Origin of the sequence: Pseudomonas sp. HMSC08G10 (assembly GCF_001808425.1) — a bacterium.
Lineage (GTDB): Bacteria > Pseudomonadota > Gammaproteobacteria > Pseudomonadales > Pseudomonadaceae > Aquipseudomonas > Aquipseudomonas guariconensis.
In genome coordinates this window covers 67760-86990 of sequence record NZ_KV793321.1, presented here as the reverse complement: position 1 = coordinate 86990, position 19231 = coordinate 67760, and the positions used below count along the sequence as shown (strand labels likewise).

12 protein-coding genes are annotated in these 19231 nt (G+C 63.0%); 10 read left to right on the top strand and 2 right to left on the bottom strand.

Annotated elements, in window-relative coordinates:
- Positions 1-81: 81 nt before the first annotated feature.
- The 6 genes from HMPREF3173_RS17595 to HMPREF3173_RS17570 all read left to right on the top strand — a co-directional run bounded on the left by HMPREF3173_RS17595 (position 82) and on the right by HMPREF3173_RS17570 (position 5888).
- Positions 82-828, top strand: a complete 747-nt coding sequence (locus HMPREF3173_RS17595; protein ID WP_070574991.1) for an amino acid ABC transporter permease — start codon at positions 82-84, stop codon at positions 826-828.
- The gene (locus HMPREF3173_RS17590) at positions 829-1500 is read left to right on the top strand and encodes an amino acid ABC transporter permease (protein WP_043206507.1); all 672 of its coding nucleotides are present in this window, start codon (positions 829-831) and stop codon (positions 1498-1500) included.
- Positions 1497-2231, top strand: coding sequence for an amino acid ABC transporter ATP-binding protein (locus HMPREF3173_RS17585; protein WP_043206506.1), 735 nt, complete (start codon positions 1497-1499; stop codon positions 2229-2231). Before HMPREF3173_RS17590 ends, HMPREF3173_RS17585 begins: the two co-directional genes overlap by 4 nt.
- 62 nt (positions 2232-2293) lie before the next feature.
- Complete coding sequence (locus HMPREF3173_RS17580) at positions 2294-4198, top strand: two-component sensor histidine kinase AauS (RefSeq protein ID WP_070574988.1); 1905 nt, start codon at positions 2294-2296, stop codon at positions 4196-4198.
- 13 nt (positions 4199-4211) lie between these two features.
- Entirely contained in the window at positions 4212-5537 is a 1326-nt protein-coding gene (locus HMPREF3173_RS17575; protein WP_043206502.1) for a two-component response regulator AauR, read from the top strand.
- Positions 5538-5561: 24 nt separating this feature from the next.
- Complete coding sequence (locus HMPREF3173_RS17570; RefSeq protein ID WP_168166395.1) at positions 5562-5888, top strand: GlpM family protein; 327 nt, start codon at positions 5562-5564, stop codon at positions 5886-5888.
- Between the two features lie 58 nt (positions 5889-5946).
- On the opposite strand, the gene HMPREF3173_RS17565 is transcribed toward HMPREF3173_RS17570, so the two are convergent.
- Positions 5947-6942 (bottom strand): alpha/beta fold hydrolase, encoded by a 996-nt coding sequence (locus HMPREF3173_RS17565; protein ID WP_070574980.1) that lies wholly within the window; start codon positions 6940-6942, stop codon positions 5947-5949.
- 194 nt (positions 6943-7136) lie between these two features.
- Between HMPREF3173_RS17565 and HMPREF3173_RS17560 the strand changes: the two genes are divergently transcribed.
- Entirely contained in the window at positions 7137-12587 is a 5451-nt protein-coding gene (locus HMPREF3173_RS17560; RefSeq protein WP_070574977.1) for a dermonecrotic toxin domain-containing protein, read from the top strand.
- A gap of 115 nt (positions 12588-12702) precedes the next feature.
- Positions 12703-13620 carry a transcriptional regulator MetR gene (gene metR, locus HMPREF3173_RS17555; RefSeq protein WP_043206532.1) on the top strand — a complete coding sequence of 306 codons (918 nt, stop codon included), beginning with the start codon at positions 12703-12705 and terminating at the stop codon, positions 13618-13620.
- On the opposite strand, the gene HMPREF3173_RS17550 is transcribed toward metR, so the two are convergent.
- On the bottom strand, positions 13604-14017 hold the full coding sequence (locus HMPREF3173_RS17550) for an NUDIX hydrolase (protein ID WP_070574974.1): 414 nt from the start codon (positions 14015-14017) through the stop codon (positions 13604-13606). The genes metR and HMPREF3173_RS17550 overlap by 17 nt on opposite strands.
- A gap of 124 nt (positions 14018-14141) precedes the next feature.
- Between HMPREF3173_RS17550 and HMPREF3173_RS17545 the strand changes: the two genes are divergently transcribed.
- Both HMPREF3173_RS17545 and HMPREF3173_RS25135 read left to right on the top strand, forming a co-directional pair.
- Positions 14142-18428 carry a DEAD/DEAH box helicase gene (locus tag HMPREF3173_RS17545; protein WP_070574971.1) on the top strand — a complete coding sequence of 1429 codons (4287 nt, stop codon included), beginning with the start codon at positions 14142-14144 and terminating at the stop codon, positions 18426-18428.
- Between the two features lie 217 nt (positions 18429-18645).
- Positions 18646-19231, top strand: a 586-nt coding sequence (locus tag HMPREF3173_RS25135) for a glutamate synthase-related protein (protein WP_256544529.1), incomplete at its 3' end; no start/stop codon positions are given.

Here is a 19231-nt window from a genome sequence, read left to right as displayed (position 1 = left end):
TCTAACCTTTCAACCGAGGGCGCTCGCCGCCCTCGGTTGCTCGAAGGTGCCCGTGAAACAACCGTCTGAGGGGAAATCCCGATGAATTACAACTGGGACTGGGGCGTATTCTTCAAGTCCACCGGCGTGGGCAGCGAAACCTACCTGGACTGGTATATCACCGGTCTGGGCTGGACCATCGCCATTGCCGTGACCGCCTGGATCATCGCCTTGCTGCTGGGCTCGCTGCTCGGCGTGATGCGCACCGTGCCGAACCGTGTGGTATCGGGGATCGCCACCGCCTATGTGGAACTGTTCCGCAACGTGCCGCTGCTGGTGCAGCTGTTTATCTGGTACTTCCTGGTGCCGGACCTGCTGCCGGAAAGGCTGCAGGAGTGGTTCAAGCAAGACCTCAACCCGACCACCTCCGCCCTCATCAGCGTAGTCATCTGCCTGGGCCTGTTCACCGCCGCGCGGGTCTGCGAGCAGGTACGCACCGGCATCCAGGCCCTGCCTCGCGGTCAGGAATCGGCTGGCCGGGCGCTGGGCTTCAGCCTGCCGCAGATCTACATGAACGTGCTTCTGCCCCAGGCCTACCGGATCATCATCCCGCCGCTCACCTCGGAATTTTTGAACGTGTTCAAGAACTCCTCCGTGGCGTCGCTGATCGGCCTGATGGAACTGCTGGCCCAGACCAAGCAGACCGCCGAGTTCTCCGCGAACCTGTTCGAGGCATTCACGCTGGCCACCTTGATCTACTTCACCCTGAACATGGGGCTGATGCTGTTCATGCGTTTCATCGAGAAGAAAGTCTCGGTACCTGGCCTGATCTCCGTGGGGGGCAAGTAAATGGACATGGATTTCAGCGAAATCATCCCCGCCCTGCCGGCCCTCTGGGAAGGCATGGTGATGACCCTGCAACTGATGGTCATGGGCGTGGTCGGCGGTATCGTGCTGGGTACAATCCTGGCGCTGATGCGCCTGTCATCGAGCAAGCTGCTGTCGAATCTGGCCGGCGCCTACGTCAACTACTTCCGCTCCATCCCGCTGCTGCTGGTGATCACCTGGTTCTACCTGGCGGTCCCGTTCGTGCTGCGCTGGATCACCGGCGAGGACACCCCGGTCGGCGCCTTCACCTCCTGTGTGGTGGCGTTCATGATGTTCGAGGCCGCCTACTTCTGTGAGATCGTGCGGGCCGGCGTGCAGTCGATCTCCAAGGGCCAGATGGGCGCCGCGCAGGCACTGGGCATGACCTACGGCCAGACCATGCGCCTGATCATCCTGCCCCAGGCGTTTCGCAAGATGACCCCCCTGCTGCTGCAGCAGAGCATCATCCTGTTCCAGGACACCTCGCTGGTCTACACCGTGGGCCTGGTGGACTTCCTCAACTCGGCACGCTCCAACGGCGACATCATCGGGCGCTCCCATGAGTTCCTGATCTTCGCCGGGGTCGTGTACTTCCTCATCAGCTTCTCCGCTTCGTGGCTGGTCAAGCGCCTGCAAAAAAGGATCACCGTATGATTTCCATCAAGAACGTCAACAAGTGGTACGGGGACTTCCAGGTGCTGACCGACTGCAGCACCGAGGTCAAGAAAGGTGAAGTGGTGGTGGTCTGCGGGCCATCCGGCTCGGGCAAGTCCACGCTGATCAAGTGCGTCAATGCCCTGGAGCCCTTCCAGAAGGGTGACATCGTGGTCGACGGCACCTCCATCGCCGACCCGAAGACCAACCTGCCCAAGCTGCGTTCACGCGTCGGCATGGTATTCCAGCACTTCGAGCTGTTCCCGCACCTGTCGATCACCGAGAACCTGACCATCGCCCAGCGCAAGGTACTGGGCCGCAGCGAGGCCGAAGCCACCAAGAAAGGCCTGGCCCTGCTCGACCGGGTAGGCCTGGGCGCCCACGCCAAGAAGCATCCTGGCCAGCTCTCCGGCGGCCAGCAGCAGCGTGTGGCGATCGCCCGTGCGCTGTCGATGGACCCGATCGTCATGCTGTTCGACGAACCGACCTCGGCGCTGGATCCGGAAATGGTCAACGAGGTGCTGGACGTGATGGTCGAACTGGCCCATGAAGGCATGACCATGATGTGCGTGACCCACGAGATGGGCTTCGCTCGCAAGGTGGCCAACCGGGTGATCTTCATGGACAAGGGCAGCATCATCGAGGACTGCCAGAAGGAGGACTTCTTCGGCAACCCCGAAGGCCGCCACGAGCGCACCCAGCACTTCCTCAGCAAGATCCTGCAGCACTGAGTCGGCCATGCCGCTGCCCGGCGATCCGGGCAGCGGACGCTGGTCGTGACAAGGCCACTGTGATGAAATGCGACCCCTCGCTCCTTCGCCCTGCCCAGCCTGCCGTGAAATCCCGCCTGATCCGTCAATTGCTGCTTCCGCCCCTGATCATTTTGCTGATGGTCGGCCTGGGGATGGCCGGCTACCTGATCAGCGAGAGCAACGGCATCCGCGCCTTGAGCGAGAACGGCGAACGCCAGCTCGAGCTCCACGCACGCACCGTCGAGAGCGAGATCAGCAAGTACACCTACCTGCCGAGCCTGCTGGAACTCGAAGACAGCGTCTCGAAACTGCTCACCGACCCCGACGGCGGCTACCGCCAGACTGTCAACGAATACCTCGAAGGCCTGAACCGGCGCAGCCGTAGCCGGGCCATCTTCGTCCTGGACACCACCGGTCGCGTCCAGGCCACCAGCAACTGGCGCGACGCCGACTCATTCCTTGGCGAGGACTTGTCGTTCCGCGCCTACTTCCAGGATGCCGTGCGCGGCGAGCCTGGCCGCTTCTACGGCATCGGCAGCACCACTGGCGAAGCAGGCTACTACCTGGCCCATGGGCTGGAAGAGCACGGCAAGATCATCGGCGTGGCGGTGATCAAGGTGCGCCTGGACACCCTCGAAGAACGCTGGCAACGCGCCCGCCTGGAAGCCTTCGTCAGCGACGAGAATGGCATCATCATTCTTTCCAGCGACCCGGCCCGCCGGCTCAAGTCGGTGCGCCCGCTGACCCCGCAGATCAAGGAACGCCTGGCGCGCAGCCTGCAGTACTACTGGTGGCCGCTCAACGAATTGCAACCACTGGCCAGGGAAACCCTGTCCGAGGGCGTGGAAAAACTCACCTTCCCTGCCAACAGCGAAATCGGCCAGGGCAAGCCCCGTGAAATGGCCTACCTGGCCCAGACCCGGCGACTGGTGGACACCCCCTGGCACTTCACCTTGCTCACGCCGCTGCAGGACCTGCACCGTGAGTCCATGGTCCAAGGCATCCTGGTGGGTGTGGCCTTCGCCCTGCTGACCATCCTGGCGATCGCCTGGAACGAGCGCCGCAAGGTGATCGCCACCCGCCTGGCCGCCCGCGAAGCCCTCGAAGAGGCCAACAGCCAACTGGAGCGACGCATCACCGAGCGTACCGCTGATCTGCGCGCCAGCAACGAGCGCCTCAAGGGGCAGATCCGCGAACGTCGGCACGCCGAGCAGACCCTGCGCCACGCCCAGGACGAACTGGTCCAGGCCGGCAAACTGGCGGCCATCGGGCAAATGTCCACCAGCATCGCCCACGAGTTGAACCAGCCTCTGGCGGCGCTGCGCACGTTGTCTGGCAATACCGTGCGCTTCCTGGAACGCGGGGCCCTGGAAACGGCCAGCACCAATCTGCGCACCATGAACGACTTGATCGACCGCATGGGCCGTATCACCGCTAGCCTGCGCTCCTTCGCAAGGCGTGGCGATGACAGTGGCCAGGCCTCGTTGAGCAAAGCCGTCGATGCCTCCTTGCAGGTGCTGGCCAACCGCATCGCCGGCTGCAAGCTACAGTTGCACAGCCAATTCGAGGACCAGCAGCTGGCCATCGACCAGACACGCCTGGAGCAGATCCTGGTCAACCTGGTCGGCAACGCCCTGGACGCCATGACCCATCAGTCCACACCGCAGCTCTGGCTCGAAGGCGAGCTGCAAGGCGACAAATACCGACTGCGGGTGCGCGATAATGGCCACGGCATCGATGCCGAGGCGCGCAAGCACCTGTTCGAACCTTTCTTCACCACCAAACCGGGCGAGCATGGCCTGGGCCTGGGCCTGACCCTTTCGGCGAGCCTCGCCGCCGCTGCCAAGGGCTCGCTGAGCGTCGAGCATCCTGCCAGTGGCGGGACCGCCTTCGTGCTCGCCCTGCCCTTGGTCACGCCCACCGGCAATTCGGTAGAACCTCTATGAACGCAGGGTCCGTATGAACCAAGTGCCCTTGACTGTCCTGATCGTCGAAGACGACCCCCATGTGCTGCTGGGCTGCCAGCAGGCTCTGGCCCTGGAAGACATCGCCTGCGAAGGCGTGGGCAGCGCCGAGCAAGCGCTGGAACGCATCGGCGATGATTTCGCCGGCATCGTCGTCAGCGATATCCGCCTGCCTGGCATGGATGGCCTGGAGCTCCTCGGCCGGCTCAAGGCCCGCGACCGCAGCCTGCCGGTGGTGCTGATCACCGGCCACGGCGACATCGACATGGCGGTCGGCGCCATGCGCAACGGCGCCTATGACTTCATGGAGAAACCCTTCTCCCCCGAGCGCTTGGTGGATGTGGTCCGCCGCGCCCTGGAGCAACGCGGCCTGTCCCGCGAGGTCCATGCGCTGCGCCGTCAGCTGGCCGGCCACAGCACGCTGGAAGGCCGCATCATCGGCCGCTCGCCAGCGATGCAGAACCTGCGCGAACTGATCGCCAACGTGGCCGATACCTCAGCCAACGTGCTCATCGAAGGCGAGACCGGCACCGGCAAGGAACTGGTCGCCCGTTGCCTGCACGATTTCAGTCGTCGTCAGGGGCAGCCCTTCGTGGCGCTCAACTGCGGCGGCCTGCCGGAGAACCTGTTCGAGAGCGAGATCTTCGGTCATGAGGCCAATGCCTTCACGGGTGCCGGCAAACGGCGCATCGGCAAGATCGAACATGCCAATGGTGGGACGTTGTTCCTCGATGAAGTCGAGAGCATGCCGATCAACCTGCAGATCAAGCTGCTGCGCGTGTTGCAGGAGCGCACGCTGGAGCGCCTGGGCTCGAACCAGAGCATTCCGGTGGACTGCCGGGTGATCGCCGCGACCAAGTCGGACCTGGACGCCATGGGCCAGAACGGGCAGTTTCGCAGCGATTTGTACTACCGCCTGAACGTCGTCACCCTGGAGCTGCCGCCTCTGCGCGAACGCCGCGAGGACATCCTGCAGTTGTTCGAGCACTTCCTCGAGCAATCGGCGCTGCGCTTCGACCGTGAGGTGCCGGAGCTGGACAGCCAGACCCTGTCACGGCTGATGGCCCACGATTGGCCAGGCAATGTGCGTGAGTTGCGCAACGTGGCCGAGCGCTATGCCCTTGGCCTGCCAGCCTTCAAGAAGAACGCCAGCGGCGCCAGTCAAGGCCTGGGCTTTGCCGAGGCCGTGGAAGCCTTCGAGCGCAACCTGCTCAGCGACGCCCTACAGCGCACCGGCGGCAACCTCAGCCAGGCCAGCCAGGAGCTGGGCATGGCCAAGACCACGCTGTTCGACAAAGTAAAGAAGTACGGCCTCAGCTGAGGCCAAGGGAAGCCCGTGGACCTCATACTCAAAGCCAGCCTGGGCGCCGCCGTCGTGGTGCTCCTGGCGATCCTTTCCAAGACCCGCAACTACTACATCGCGGGGCTGGTGCCGTTGTTTCCGACCTTTGCGCTGATCGCCCACTACATCGTGGGCAAGGGCCGGTCGCTGGCGGACCTGAAGGCCACCATCCTGTTCGGCATGTGGTCGATCATCCCGTACTTCGTCTACCTGGCCACCTTGTACGTTCTGGTCGATCGGCTGCGCCTGGAAGCCTCGCTGGCCCTGGCCACGGTGGCCTGGCTGGCGGCAGCGACAGTGCTGGTCACGCTGTGGGTGCGCTTTCACTGAGCAGCCGCACCTCGTGATCCTTGTGAGTGCGGGTTCCCCACGAGAAGGACATCACAGGTCAAAGGCCGGCCACATGCCGCGGCTCTTCGCGGTGCGAGCTCAAGTAAGGCAGCACCGCCGCCAACAGCGGCGCCTTGAACGGCTCCTGGAAGCGGTGCGCCAGCCCCGGGATCAGCCGTAACTGGCTGCCCTGGATATGCGCGGCCAGGTGCACCCCATGCATCACCGGCAGCAGCGGATCGGCCGTGCCATGCACCACCAGTGTGGGGACACGTAACTGATTGAGCAGCGCCACCCGGCTGGGCTCGGCCAGAATCGCCATGATCTGTCGCTGAGCCCCTTCTGGATTGAACGCCCGGTCATAGGCCTCAGCCGCCTGGTGCAACAGCACCGTGCGCTCGTCGGTGATCGTCGGGCTACCCAGCGCAGCCAGCAGGTCCGCCTGGTGCTCGATGGCCACTTCACGACTCGGCGCATCACGCCGGGCCAGCAGTTGCACCAATGCAGCGCTTGGCGCCGGCAGGCCCTCGGCGCCAGAGCTCGACATCACCAGCGTCAGGCTGCGCACACGCTCCGGCGCCATCGCCGCCAGGTGTTGGGCAATCATGCCGCCCATGCTCACCCCCAGCACATGGAATTGCTCGACCTTCAGCTCATCCATCAGGCGCAAGCCATCGGTGGCCATGTCGGTCAAGGTATACGGGGCAGAAACGGGCAGCCCCAGCTTGTAACGCAACAGCTCGACGGTCAGGTTGGCCGAGGCTGGCAGCTGGTTCCAACGCGACAGCCCGGCATCGCGGTTGTCATAACGAACGACACGGAAACCTTGGCGACACAGGGCCTCGACCACATCGTCGGGCCAATGGATCAATTGCCCGCCCAGCCCCATGACCAACAGTAATACGGGGTCCGACGCTGCCCCCACGCTCTGGTACACCACGCTCAATTCGCCCAGTTCGGCCCGTTGTACCGGCGCACGGGTGTCGCAGCGTCCTTCGGCGAAGCTCGCCGGCATGCTGAGTGACAAAAACAAGAAAACCAAAAAAGCCCGCATGAACGAAACACCAGAATGCAGATCCCCAGTAGAGCGCGAGTCTGATGAAATCCATTCGGGCGCGCTGCCATAAAACCGTGACAGTTTCGTGAATCCTGCTAGGCGGTCCTGCCATATCTGAGTACCTCATCCCTCCTACGCGGTTGCCCTTCAATGGTTCCGGCCAATCCGGCCGAACGTTTGATGGAATCCTCATGACCGTTACGACGACACTTTACCTGCCCCCTCACGATGACTCGCGTGCCCTGTTAGCCGATACCCCGTCGACTCGCCGTGCCCTTGCACAGTGGCGCCAGGCACGCCAGATCTTCAACCGTCTGCTGAGCCTTGCGCCTGGCGTTCGCCAATTGGTCAATGACGTGCTGCGAAGCGCACTCGCCAGCGATCCGGAGCATACCGGCCTGGTGCTGGAGTCCGATAACCAGTTCGTCAACCTGACCCAACTGTGCGTGTTCGCCTATCAACATCGGACACCACCACAGGACCTGAACACCAAGGCCAAGGTGAAGGGCAAATCCGACGCCAATCGCCAGCTGACCCAGCTACGCCCGAACGAACTGTATGCCCGCCTCGCCGCGCTTGACCTGCCAACGGCGGTGAGCAAGCGCTGGCAGACGTACTGGGACGCGCGCGCCGAAGGGACGACTTTGAGCCGGCGTGAGCTTGCCCGCCAGCAATACCGAGCACATTTCCTGGCCACGCTGGATATCGTGCTGGATCAAGGCACCTTGGACGTCGAGCATCGAGCGCCGGTGATCGGCCTGCTGGAAAATCCGGAGTGGTTGATCCACAACCAGAAAAAGGTGCAGCTCGAAGTGCCCTCGAACCAATCCGGCGCCCTGGTCATCAGCCTCGAAGGCGAAGCGCCCCAGGTGCTCTACTCGCCGGACCAGACAACGGCCTTCATGGGCTACGCCACGCGTGAGGCGCTTCAAACCCATCTGGCCTCTACGGGCCACGCAACGATCACCTACACCGCCGTGGACGGCATCGGCCTGGGCTTCACCTCGCTGCTCGACCAGCTCGAAGCCGACCTGCTGGACACACTGAAAACAGGGGTAGGTCCGGACCTTGAAACCGATGCTGCCACCAGTCTGGCCCGCGCCGACGAACTGGAACAAAGCTGGCGTAACAGCCCGGTGTTCGCCCAAGCGCCCAATGACGACTACCCACACGACCCCGAGGATACCCAGCCCACCCTGTTCGACTTCGGCAACCTAGGGTTGGATCTTGCCCCCACCCTGCGCAAAGCATTGATCGACAAACAGCTCACGCTGCTGGAGACACTCTCCGCCAGCGAAGTCGAAGCGTGCCAACGGCATCAAGACGCCTTGGTCAAAGCCAGGAATTCGGCCCAAACATTGATTACCCAAGTGACCTCATCGGCCAAATGGCATTCGGACGCCCGGCCTGTGACCACCAGCACACCACTGATCGAGGCTCATCGCGATGGACTGCTTGCCCATGCACAGTTCCAACATGCGCTGGGGCTGCTCGACGACCAGCATCTGGCGTGGGTGGAGTCGGTCTGCACCGAGGCAGGTACCCAAGCAGGTACCGAAGCGGTGGCCGCCCAGATCGAACTGCTGCATGAAACGAGCGAGCCCACTGACGGAACGCCGCCCGACATTCTGCACGGTGCGCTGGTCATCACAGTCCAGGCGGCACTGGACGCAACCGATGATACCCACACGTTGCTGTTGTATTGGCTAGGTGAACACGGCGGGCTTTTGCGATGCGAAGGACAACGCCAGCTCGAGGCCGGCCTGAAAGCGGGTTTGCCTGTGCGTCTGTCCTCACTGTCGGAAAATGCGCTCGGCCACACGCTCGATGGCGTGCTGGCCGCCTGCCGCAAGGAAAAGGACACTCTGCAAAAGCGTCTAGGCCTAGACGCGATGCCAGCACAACTGCCGCAACTACGTGAGTCGCTTGCCCTACGTATGCAAGTGCCGCGTCACGCCGCCCGCGAAACAGCCCTGCTTCTTCACAAACGGCAGCAGGACGTCATTACCCAGGCAGGTATTGCACTCGATAGCCTGGAAAAAGTACCCGCCAACGAACGCCAGCCCCTGCGCACGCTCATCCATGACTACCTCACTGCGTTGCGCAAGGCCCAATCCCTGATTCGTCGCGACCTGCCAGAGCGGACACAGTTCTGCCGGAATCTGATCAACAAACGTCTAAAGCAGGACGTTCAAGGCTTCGTCGACCAATACATCGAACTCGACGTGCCTGTCAGCACATCCAATAGCGGCAAAGACTTGATCGCCGGCAGCGGAGCCCCCGGGACGCCCGTCAAATCCACACTCAAGCCCAGTACCGAACGTGTCACGCTCACGCTTGAAACTGTCCTGCTGCAGCACATCGATGACGCGATGCAGGACCGGCTGCGCTTTGTGAATGTGAAGGTCACACCGGCCGATGACGACCTGCGTCAGCGCTTGCAAGGCCACCTCGATGCGGCCTATCTGCGCACGCTGGCCAACGAGCTGGACGTTGCAAAGCAATACGAGGCAGCGATCATCCATGCCTTTAGAGGCAATGATGAAGGCGACTTCGAGCAGGCCTACCGACGCGAATGCCTGATCGAGCCCCACCGCTTGATACTCAAGCTGCAAAATCTGCTGTTTCATACCAGCGGTCACCTGGACAGCACCAGCCACGCCATGTTCGCCCAGGTGATCGATTCACGCAGCAAAACCGACCTGCAGGCCAACGGCTTCGACCTGCGCCTACTGGCTGCACGGCTGACAAGTGGAGGCAAGGACACCTCCGAGCAGCCCACCACCCTTGCAGGCATCACGTTCATCGAGGATCGCATCCACAAGACCACGCTCTTGTACCGACCAGACCATCCCATCGCACCACTACGCCAGTATCCGGATCTGGAGTCGGCACGGCTCAGCCTGTTCGAGGGCAGCGTGGACGCACGCGAGCGCGACTATCTGGTCAGCCGGGCCCTGGGGGGAAATTCAAGAGCTCACCATTCGCGGCTGAATCAGGCCCACCAACATCGTTTCAACGGCATCATCGGCATTGGCGCCGAGTGGCCCGCAACACAATCGCTTGCCCAGTTGCAGCTCGATACCCATATGGGGCAATTGCTCCAGGCACATCGCGATACCTCACGGACCAACCTTGACTTGCACATCGAAAACCTCGCCGCGCAGGCAGGAAAACTGCTGCTGGGCTTCAAGATCGCATTGGGCTTGATCCCCGTCCTGGGCTTACCGGTAAGTCTTTATGATCTGTACGACGCCTCTGCCGAATTGGTCAGAGCCCTGGCCGATGGCCAGGCAAGCAATGTACTCGATGCCATTGAGAATGTAGTGGCCAGTCTGATCGATGTCGCCATGGATGTGCTGGGCAGTGGCGTGGACATCCGCGCTCCCGCGCTGCGCCGTTCAGCCAGGCGATATCAATTAGGGCAATTGTCGACAGCGGGCGCAACATCGCCCCACCTGCCAACCTCCAGACCGGAACCGCTTGCCGGCCTGGCCGCTTATCGGGTCAGCGAACCCGTCTCCCTGGTAGGAAGCTCCCCGGCCAATGAGGGTCGTTACCGTGGCATTTACCGTCATTCCCAAGGCAACTACATCGTGGTGCAGGACCACCAGTACAAGGTACGGTGGGATGAGACCAGTCATACCTGGGAACTGACCGGCGACACTGGCAGCCTATTCAAACGTGCAATCGCGCTTGATGAAACGGGTAACTGGGACACGCACTTTGCCCTGTACGGCGTCCACCGCCTGGGTGGAGGCGCCGGCGGTGGTCAGGCATTGGGCCATCTTGCCGACACACTGGACCCCATATGGCCCGCCTTCATCAGAGAACAACTGCCTCGCTGGTGGCGCGATCGGACCTACCGGCTGCACAACCGCCTTCGCAAAAGCACTCCGCGCGACTGGAACTTGTTGAAAGCTAGGACTGACGCGCTCAAGCAACGCATGGAACCTTCACTATCGGTACATTTCCACGATACCGACCTGATCGCCGAGATCAAAGCATGCATCAAGGAGGCCAAACGCCTCCATGCGGACTGCCTGAGTCTGAAAGAAATATCGTCAGGGCACGTCAGAGCCAATAGCATGGCTGACGCGAATGGGGCGGCAATAATGATCGTTGACGGTCACTACCGACTGATCGAGGTCAGTCAGTTGCGCTACCTGGAAATACTGGACGAACTAGGCAATCTCAGGCTGGCGAGCCATGCAAAAGCGTTTGAGCTGCGTCCTGAAATGGGGAGCTCGCTGTTCCAGGCCAAACTCCAGGAGTACTTGGCCATTCGCCAACAAATGAGCACCCAACGTGTCAAGGCGCTGGCAGAACTGGACGAGTTTCGCCAGCACATACAAACGCTACGCACATGGCGTAATGCAATCACGAACACCCAGCCGCGTCATAAGGATATCGCCACCATAGATGCCGGTATGCAGAGGCTGACAGACCCTGTTCTGGACTACATGGAGATCTCCCAACTGCAAGACCTGTTGCTCAAACCCGTACATTCCCCCGATGGCGGCTGGTTCAATCTCCGCGTTCTGATGGCAGCGCCACAAGCGGATCTGGATCGTGCTCTCTATCTTCTGCATGAACTGCCTAATGTGCAGGCCAGCAACCGTCAACGCAGCGTCATCGTTGCCAGATCGATCGACCTGATAGGGCAGTTCAAAAGCAGTTTGAGGTACTGGAAGCTCAGCTACACCGACTACCTGGACCTTTCCAGAGTCAAACGCCTGGAAACCAAGCTCGATGCCTATATGCCCTATGCCAGAAAGCTGCAGGAGGCCGCCAAGCAGCCAGATCGCCCCCAGCACCCACAACGCCCCGCTCAGGGACCAAACCAACCACGGGTATTCGAAACCGTGCAGAACGATTACCTGATCGGCACCCGTGACCGGCAACAACCCAACACCTACCGCGTCACAGGCGCGAACGGCCGCATCGAAATCTATCGACAGGACGCCTCCGGCAAGTTCGTTCTCACCAACCCGGCCCCCACTGATCTGAGGCACCTTCGCAAGGCAACCCTCAAAGAACTGAAAGCTGAAGCAGCTCGCCACCTCGGCGTGCTCGAGGCCTTCAAGCGTCAGATCGAGCAGTACGCGGCACAGAACATGGACGGAGCAAGCCTGCAAGACCTGATGCAGTTCAAGGCAGCGGATCTTGATGATATTGCCAGCCGGATCACCCAGCTCGATCCCACCGACCCTTCGTTGCCCCGCCTACGCGAGGCTTCTGAGCGTCTTGTCGAACGCGGCCGGACCCTGCGTATCGCACAGATCGTGAAGACCCACGAGCCCAAGGGTGCGCAGCTCGACTACCTGGTTGAGCAGGATGTCGTGAAGATCGAGAAAGTGGGCGCCTTGGTCGAGCTCAAGCGGCTCCCCGATGGACGTCGAGACTTCCTGCAGGAATTCAAAGTGATCGATAAGCGCCAGGACCTGACCAAGGTACTCTGGTACGCCCATGTGCATTTCAACAAGCCAACACCTGCGTTCGACGACTTCGTCAAGGCACACCTGAAGACACCGGCCCAACGCTATCTGGGCCGAGAATGGCAAATCAGCCATGTAGAGGCCATCTGGCGCGGCGACCTGAGTCGTGCCCAGGCTCAGAAACACCTCTTACCGTACTTCTAGCTATTGTGGGCACCTGTTCAGGTGCCCTTCTTTTTCCCGCGTCGACAACGCGCTCAACATGAGGGAAACTCAACAGCACTCGTTGTTACCCTCCATGAATGCCCTCGGAGCCGCCGTGCTGGAAATCCGCCACCTGAAAACCCTTCATGCCCTGCGCGAAGCCGACAGCCTGGTAGAGGCCGCCGAACGTCTGCACCTGACCCAGTCGGCCCTATCACACCAATTCAAGGAGCTGGAAGAACGCTTGGGAATGGCACTGTTCGTGCGCAAGACCAAACCGATCCGCTTCACCAGCGCGGGCCTTCGCCTGCTGCAACTGGCCGATGCCACCCTGCCCCTGCTGCGCGGCGCCGAACGAGACATCGCCCGGCTGGCCGGTGGTACCGCAGGCCGCCTGCACATGGCCATCGAGTGCCACAGCTGTTTTCAATGGCTGATGCCGACCATCGACCAGTTCCGCGATGCGTGGCCTGAGGTGGAGCTGGACCTGGCTTCAGGCTTTGCCTTCGCCCCACTGCCAGCCTTGGCCCGCGGCGACCTGGACCTGGTGGTGACTTCCGACCCTGTGGATCTGCCAGGGATCACCTACGTGCCGCTGTTTACCTACGAAGCCATGCTCGCGGTCGCCAACCAGCATCCTTTGGCCAACAAGCCCTACATCGTGCCCCAGGACTTGCTCGACCAGACCTTGATCACCTATCCCGTGGAGCGTGATCGCCTGGACATCTTCACCCGTTTTTTGGAACCGGCCGACATCGAGCCCGCCGCGGTGCGCACCTCGGAGCTGACGGTGATGATGATGCAGTTGGTGGCCAGTGGCCGTGGTGTGTGCGGTATCCCGCACTGGGCACTGCACGAATACAGCTCGCGCGGCTATGTGAAAGGCAAACGCCTGGGTGAGAAGGGCCTGTTCGCCACCCTGCACGCGGCAGTGCGCACCGACATGCTCGATGCGCCTTACATGCGCGACTTCCTGCTGACGGCCAAGGACACGTCCTTCTCCACCCTCGATGGTGTCAGCGCGGTGCGCTGACCGTCTGGCGGTAGAGCGGCAGGATCAGGTCGCGGGTCAGGGGCGCAAGCTCAAGGTCCGTGGCCTGGTCAGTTGCCAGCCAGACCACTTCTTCTATCTCTGCCGCCGGCGCGACGTCCTCGGCGCTGTCGACCCGGAACAGCTCGGCCTGGACTTCAAAGCCTGGCTCGTTGGCAGCCGGTGCGCTGAACTGACCCAGATAGACCGCTTGTGCGGGGTCCAGCCGCAGCCCCAATTCCTCATGCAGCTCACGCACCAGCGCCGCTTTGGGCGACTCACCGGCATCGATCTTGCCACCGGGCTGCATAAAGGCCTGGGTGCCGCGCTTGCGTACGAGCAGGGTACGACCTTGCGGGTCGATCAGCAGGGCGGCGGCGATGCGGATGATCTGGGACATGGGAACTCGCTTACAGGTAAAAAGGCAGCAAGGATCACACGGGCGCAGGGTATGGACAAGGAACCGCTAAGTTCATGACGAACGGCCCCTTGCCAATGGCCGCCTCACCCTCCATAAACGACACATGAACCTTCCCGCCCAGCACCATCCGGTGCTCGACCTGTTCCACCCCGCCGTCGGCACCTGGTTCCGGCAACACTTCGCCACCGTGACCGACGCCCAGGCCCGGGCCTGGCCGCTGATCCACGGCGGCCAGTCGATGCTGCTCGCCGCCCCTACCGGCTCGGGCAAGACGTTGAGCGCCTTCCTTGCCGTGCTCGATGAACTGTTTTGCCAGGGCCTGGCGCAGGGCGGGGAACTACCCGCGCAGACCCAGGTGGTCTACGTATCGCCACTCAAGGCGCTGTCCAACGACATCCGTCTCAACCTGGACGTACCGCTGGCGGGCATCAGCCAGGCATTGCAGGACCAAGGCCTACAGGCGCCACGCATCACCACCCAAGTACGTACCGGCGACACTCCGCAAAAGGAACGCGCCGCCATGCGCAAGCAGGCGCCGCACATCCTGGTGACCACCCCCGAGTCGCTCTACGTGTTGCTGGGCTCGGCCTCTGGCCGCGAGGGCCTGGCCAGCGTGCACACGGTCATCGTCGACGAGATCCACGCGTTGGCCGGCAACAAGCGCGGCTGCCACCTGGCCCTGACCCTGGAACGCCTGCAAGCACTGTGTAGACGCCCCCTGCGGCGCATCGGCCTGTCCGCTACGCAGCGTCCCGTGGAGCGGGTGGCGCAGTTTCTGGTCGGTCACCAGCGCCCGTGCGCTATCGTCGACGTCGGCCATGCCCGCCGACGCGACCTGGCCATCGAAGTACCACCGGTCCCGCTGGGGGCAGTGATGGCCACCGATGTGTGGGACTTGGTCTATGACCGCATCGCCACGCTCGCCCGCGAACACCGCACCACGTTGGTCTTCGTCAACACCCGGCGCCTGGCCGAACGCTTGACCCGTCACCTGGGCGAACGCCTGGGTCAGACTGCAGTGGCCGCGCACCACGGTAGCCTGGCCAAGGAGTACCGCCTCGCCGCCGAACAGCGTCTGAAGGCGGGCGAGCTGCAGGTGCTGGTGGCCACCGCCTCGCTGGAGCTGGGCATCGACATCGGCGAGGTTGAGCTGGTATGCCAGATCGCCTCGCCCGGCTCGATTTCAGCCTTCCTGCAACGGGTCGGGCGCTCCGGCCACCAGGTGGAAGGGGTGCCCAAGGGGCGGCTGTTCCCGACCTCGCGAGACGATCTGATCGAATGCGTAGCCTTGCTCGACAGCATTCATCACGGCGAGCTCGATGAGCTGCACATTCCCAAGGCGCCACTGGACGTATTGGCCCAGCAGATCGTCGCTGAAGTGGCCAACCAGCCCTGGTCGGAACTGGCGCTGTACGACTGCCTGCGCCAGGCCACGCCTTACAGCGCCCTGGACCAGGACCATTACCAGGCACTGCTGCGCATGCTCGCCGAGGGCTACAACGGACGCCAGGGTATACGCAGTGCCTACCTGCACCGCGATGCGGTCAGCGCCACCTTGCGCGGACGCCGGGGCAGCCAGCTGACCGCCCTGACCAGTGGCGGGACCATTCCGGACACCGCCGACTACGCGGTGTTGCTCGAGCCGCAGTCGCTTAACATCGGCAGCGTCAATGAAGACTTCGCGGTGGAAAGCATCGCCGGCGACATCTTCCAGCTAGGCAACGCGTCTTATCGCATCTTGCGGGTCGAGCCTGGTCGGGTGCGGGTCGAAGACGCCCACGGCCTGCCCCCGACCATTCCATTCTGGCTCGGTGAAGCACCGGGGCGCAGCGATGAGCTGTCCGCCGCCGTTGCCCGTCTGCAGGCGCGAATCGATGAACGCCTGCAGGCCAGCGCCGGCGACTTCGCCCCGGTGCTGGCCTGGCTCCAGGACGCCTTCGCGCTGGACGAAGCCTGCGCCAGCCAACTGCTCGACTACCTCGGCCGCACCTGGCAGGTGTTTGGCGCCCTGCCCTCCCAGCAAACCCTGGTGATGGAGCGTTTCTTCGACGAGTCCGGCGGCACCCAACTGATCATTCATTCGCCCTACGGCAGCCGTATCAACCGGGCATGGGGCCTGGCCCTGCGCAAGCGCTTCTGCCGCACGTTCAACTTCGAACTGCAGGCCGCGGCCAGCGAAGACGCCATCGTGCTGTCGCTGTCGACCAGCCATAGCTTTGCGCTGGACGATGTCTGGCGGTATCTGTCCAGCACAAGCGCCGAGCCGATCCTGATCCAGGCCTTGCTCGACGCGCCGCTGTTCGGCGTGCGCTGGCGCTGGAACGCTGGCGTGGCCCTGGCCTTGCCGCGCTATGTCGGTGGACGCAAGGTGGCGCCGCAGATCCAGCGGATGAAAAGCGAAGACCTGATCGCCGCCGTGTTCCCCGACCAGATTGCGTGCCTTGAGAACATCGCGGGCGAGCGGCAGATCCCCGACCACCCGCTGGTGGAGCAAACCTTGGACGACTGCCTGCACGAAGCCATGGACAGCGAGGGCTGGCTGGCCCTGCTGCGGCGCATGGAAAGCGGCCAGATACGCCTGCTTGCCCGCGATCTGCCCGCGCCATCACCGCTGGCCTCGGCCATCCTCAATGCCCGGCCTTACACCTTCTTGGATGATGCGCCTCTGGAGGAGCGCCGCACCCAGGCGGTGCTCAACCGCCGCTGGAACGAAGTCCAGGGCAGCGACGATCTGGGCGCGCTGGACATCGACGCCATCGCCGCCGTACAGGCCGAAGCCTGGCCGCAACCGAGCAATGCCGACGAAATGCACGAAGCCTTGATGAGCCTGGGTGCCATCAGCCAGGCCGAGGTGCAGGCCAACGCATCGTGGGCAGCCCTACTCGGGCCATTGGCCGATGCCGGTCGCGCCTGCCGGCTGCACACCGGCGAGCATATTCTGTGGCTGGCCCGCGAACGCCAGAATCTGTTGCAGGCGTGTTATCCGCAGGCTCACTTGACGCCTGGGCTCACGCTTCTGCCAGGCTTCGACCAGGCTGTCGAGCCAGACACCGCGCTGACCGAACTGCTGCGCTCGCGTCTGAGCGGTTTTGGCCCATTGACCGTGGCGCAAATCGCCGCGCCCCTGGGCCTGCCCAGCAGCGATATCGAACAGGCCCTTGCCCGCCTGGAGGTCGAAGGCTACGTACTGCGGGGGCATTTCAGCCCTGGCCAGCACACCCAGCAGTGGTGCGAGCGGCATCTGCTGGCGCGTATCCATCGGTACACAGTCAAGCGCCTGCGCCGGGAGATCGAGCCGGTCACCCTGCAAGACTTCATGCGCTTTCTGTTCGACTGGCAGCACGTGACGACCAGCGAGCGCGTGCAAGGCCCGCAGGCAGTGGCCTTGGTGCTCGATCAACTGCAAGGTTTTCCGAGTGCGGCCGGAGCCTGGGAGGCGGAGCTGCTGCCTGCCCGCATCAAGGACTACAGCCCGCACTGGCTAGACGATGCCTGTCGCAGCGGCCAGTGGGCCTGGAGCCGACTGGCATCGACCGTCTCCGCCAGCACGCTGTCGAGCACACCGCTGGTACTGTTGCCCCGCGAGCACCTGGGTCTGTGGCGCAGCCTGGCCCCCGCTCCGGCGCCCGACACACTCAGCCCCAGGGCACAACGTGTGTATCAGACACTCCAAGAACAAGGTGCTTTGTTCTTCGATGAGCTGGCTCAAGAAACGCATCTGCTACCCAGCGAACTCGAAACAGCCCTGCAGCAATTGGTGGGCGCAGGCCTGATCAGTGCGGACAGCTTCACCGGCCTGCGCAGCCTGATCGCTCCCGCAGCCAAGCGAAGTTCACGCAACAGTCGCCGCGGCCATCCGCCGCTTTCGAGCAGCATGGCCCACGCCGGGCGCTGGGCACTGCTGCGCCGAAGCAGCCAGACGCAGGAACCAGAGCAGCGCCTGGAACACATCGCCCGTACGCTGCTGCGCCGATACGGGGTGATCTGTTGGCGATTGCTGGAGCGTGAAAGCGACGTGCTACCGCCCTGGCGTGATTTGCTTCGTTGCTATCATCGCCTGGAGGCACGCGGGGAGATCCGCGGTGGACGCTTCATCTCCGGGCTGGCCGGAGAGCAATTCGCCCTGCCCGAGGCGGTCGGTTTGCTGCGCCAGGTACGAAAGCGCACGCGACAAGGCGAGCGGGTGATGGTCAGCGCCTGCGACCCGCTGAACCTGCTGGGAACGTTGCTGCCAGGAAACAAAGTGGCCGCGGCGGGAGGCAATCGGCTGCTGTACCGCGATGGCGTGCCGGTCGCGACCCGGGTGGCGGGGCGTTATGAGTTCCTGCTGGAAGCGCCGACCACAGAACAAGAGAGCTGGCGACAGCAGTTGTTGCGTGACAGGCCCTGAAGCCGCTTCGCACCCTTTCGCAGGCATCTGCCGATTGCATGCCACAAAGCCTTGTGAGAACTGGCCAAGCCTGCGCTGGGTCGTGCAGCGGCCCTTGAGATGACCAATCTTTCATGTGTACAGCGGGCCATCGACTGGCAATACGCCACGCAATGGGGCTAAGGTCGGGGTTTGACCCAGGCCCCTGAGCCTGACCGAGCCATCGCAAGGACCCCGTATGAGCCTGTCACTTCTCAGCCGCTATGCCTTCTTCGCCGCCTGTGTGCTGTTCACCTTGGCCAGCCTGCCCTTCCTGCACCACGAATGGTTGTGGCCCTTCACCCTGACCACCGGCGTGCTCAGCCTGATCGGCCTGTTCGACCTGCTGCAGCAGCGCCACGCGGTGCGGCGCAACTACCCGATCCTTGGCAACATCCGCTACCTGGTCGAGGCCATTCGCCCGGAAATCCGCCAGTACCTGCTAGAAGCCGACAGCGATGCCCTGCCCTTCTCCCGGGCCCAGCGCTCGCTGGTCTACGCCCGCGCCAAGAACGAAGCGTCCGACAAACCCTTCGGTACGCTGATCGACGTCTATGAATCGGGCTTTGAGTTCATCGGCCACTCCATGCGCCCGGCGCCCTTGGCGGATCCATCGAGCTTTCGCGTGGTGGTCGGCGGCCCGCAGTGCAGCCAGCCGTACTCGGCATCCATCTTCAATATCTCGGCCATGAGCTTCGGCTCGCTCAGCGCCAACGCCATCCGCGCCCTGAACCAGGGCGCCAAGCTGGGCAACTTCGCCCACGACACCGGCGAAGGCAGCATCA

Bases quoted from the DNA above. Each gene is read 5' to 3' on its own strand.
- HMPREF3173_RS17585 (WP_043206506.1), top strand. From the start codon at position 1,497: ATGATTTCCATCAAGAACGTCAACAAGTGGTACGGGGACTTCCAGGTG.
- HMPREF3173_RS17545 (WP_070574971.1), top strand. From the start codon at position 14,142: ATGAACCTTCCCGCCCAGCACCATCCGGTGCTCGACCTGTTCCACCCC.
- HMPREF3173_RS17580 (WP_070574988.1), top strand. From the start codon at position 2,294: ATGAAATGCGACCCCTCGCTCCTTCGCCCTGCCCAGCCTGCCGTGAAA.
- HMPREF3173_RS17575 (WP_043206502.1), top strand. From the start codon at position 4,212: ATGAACCAAGTGCCCTTGACTGTCCTGATCGTCGAAGACGACCCCCAT.
- HMPREF3173_RS17560 (WP_070574977.1), top strand. From the start codon at position 7,137: ATGACCGTTACGACGACACTTTACCTGCCCCCTCACGATGACTCGCGT.
- HMPREF3173_RS17595 (WP_070574991.1), top strand. From the start codon at position 82: ATGAATTACAACTGGGACTGGGGCGTATTCTTCAAGTCCACCGGCGTG.
- HMPREF3173_RS17565 (WP_070574980.1), bottom strand. From the start codon at position 6,942: ATGCGGGCTTTTTTGGTTTTCTTGTTTTTGTCACTCAGCATGCCGGCG.
- HMPREF3173_RS17550 (WP_070574974.1), bottom strand. From the start codon at position 14,017: ATGTCCCAGATCATCCGCATCGCCGCCGCCCTGCTGATCGACCCGCAA.
- HMPREF3173_RS17590 (WP_043206507.1), top strand. From the start codon at position 829: ATGGACATGGATTTCAGCGAAATCATCCCCGCCCTGCCGGCCCTCTGG.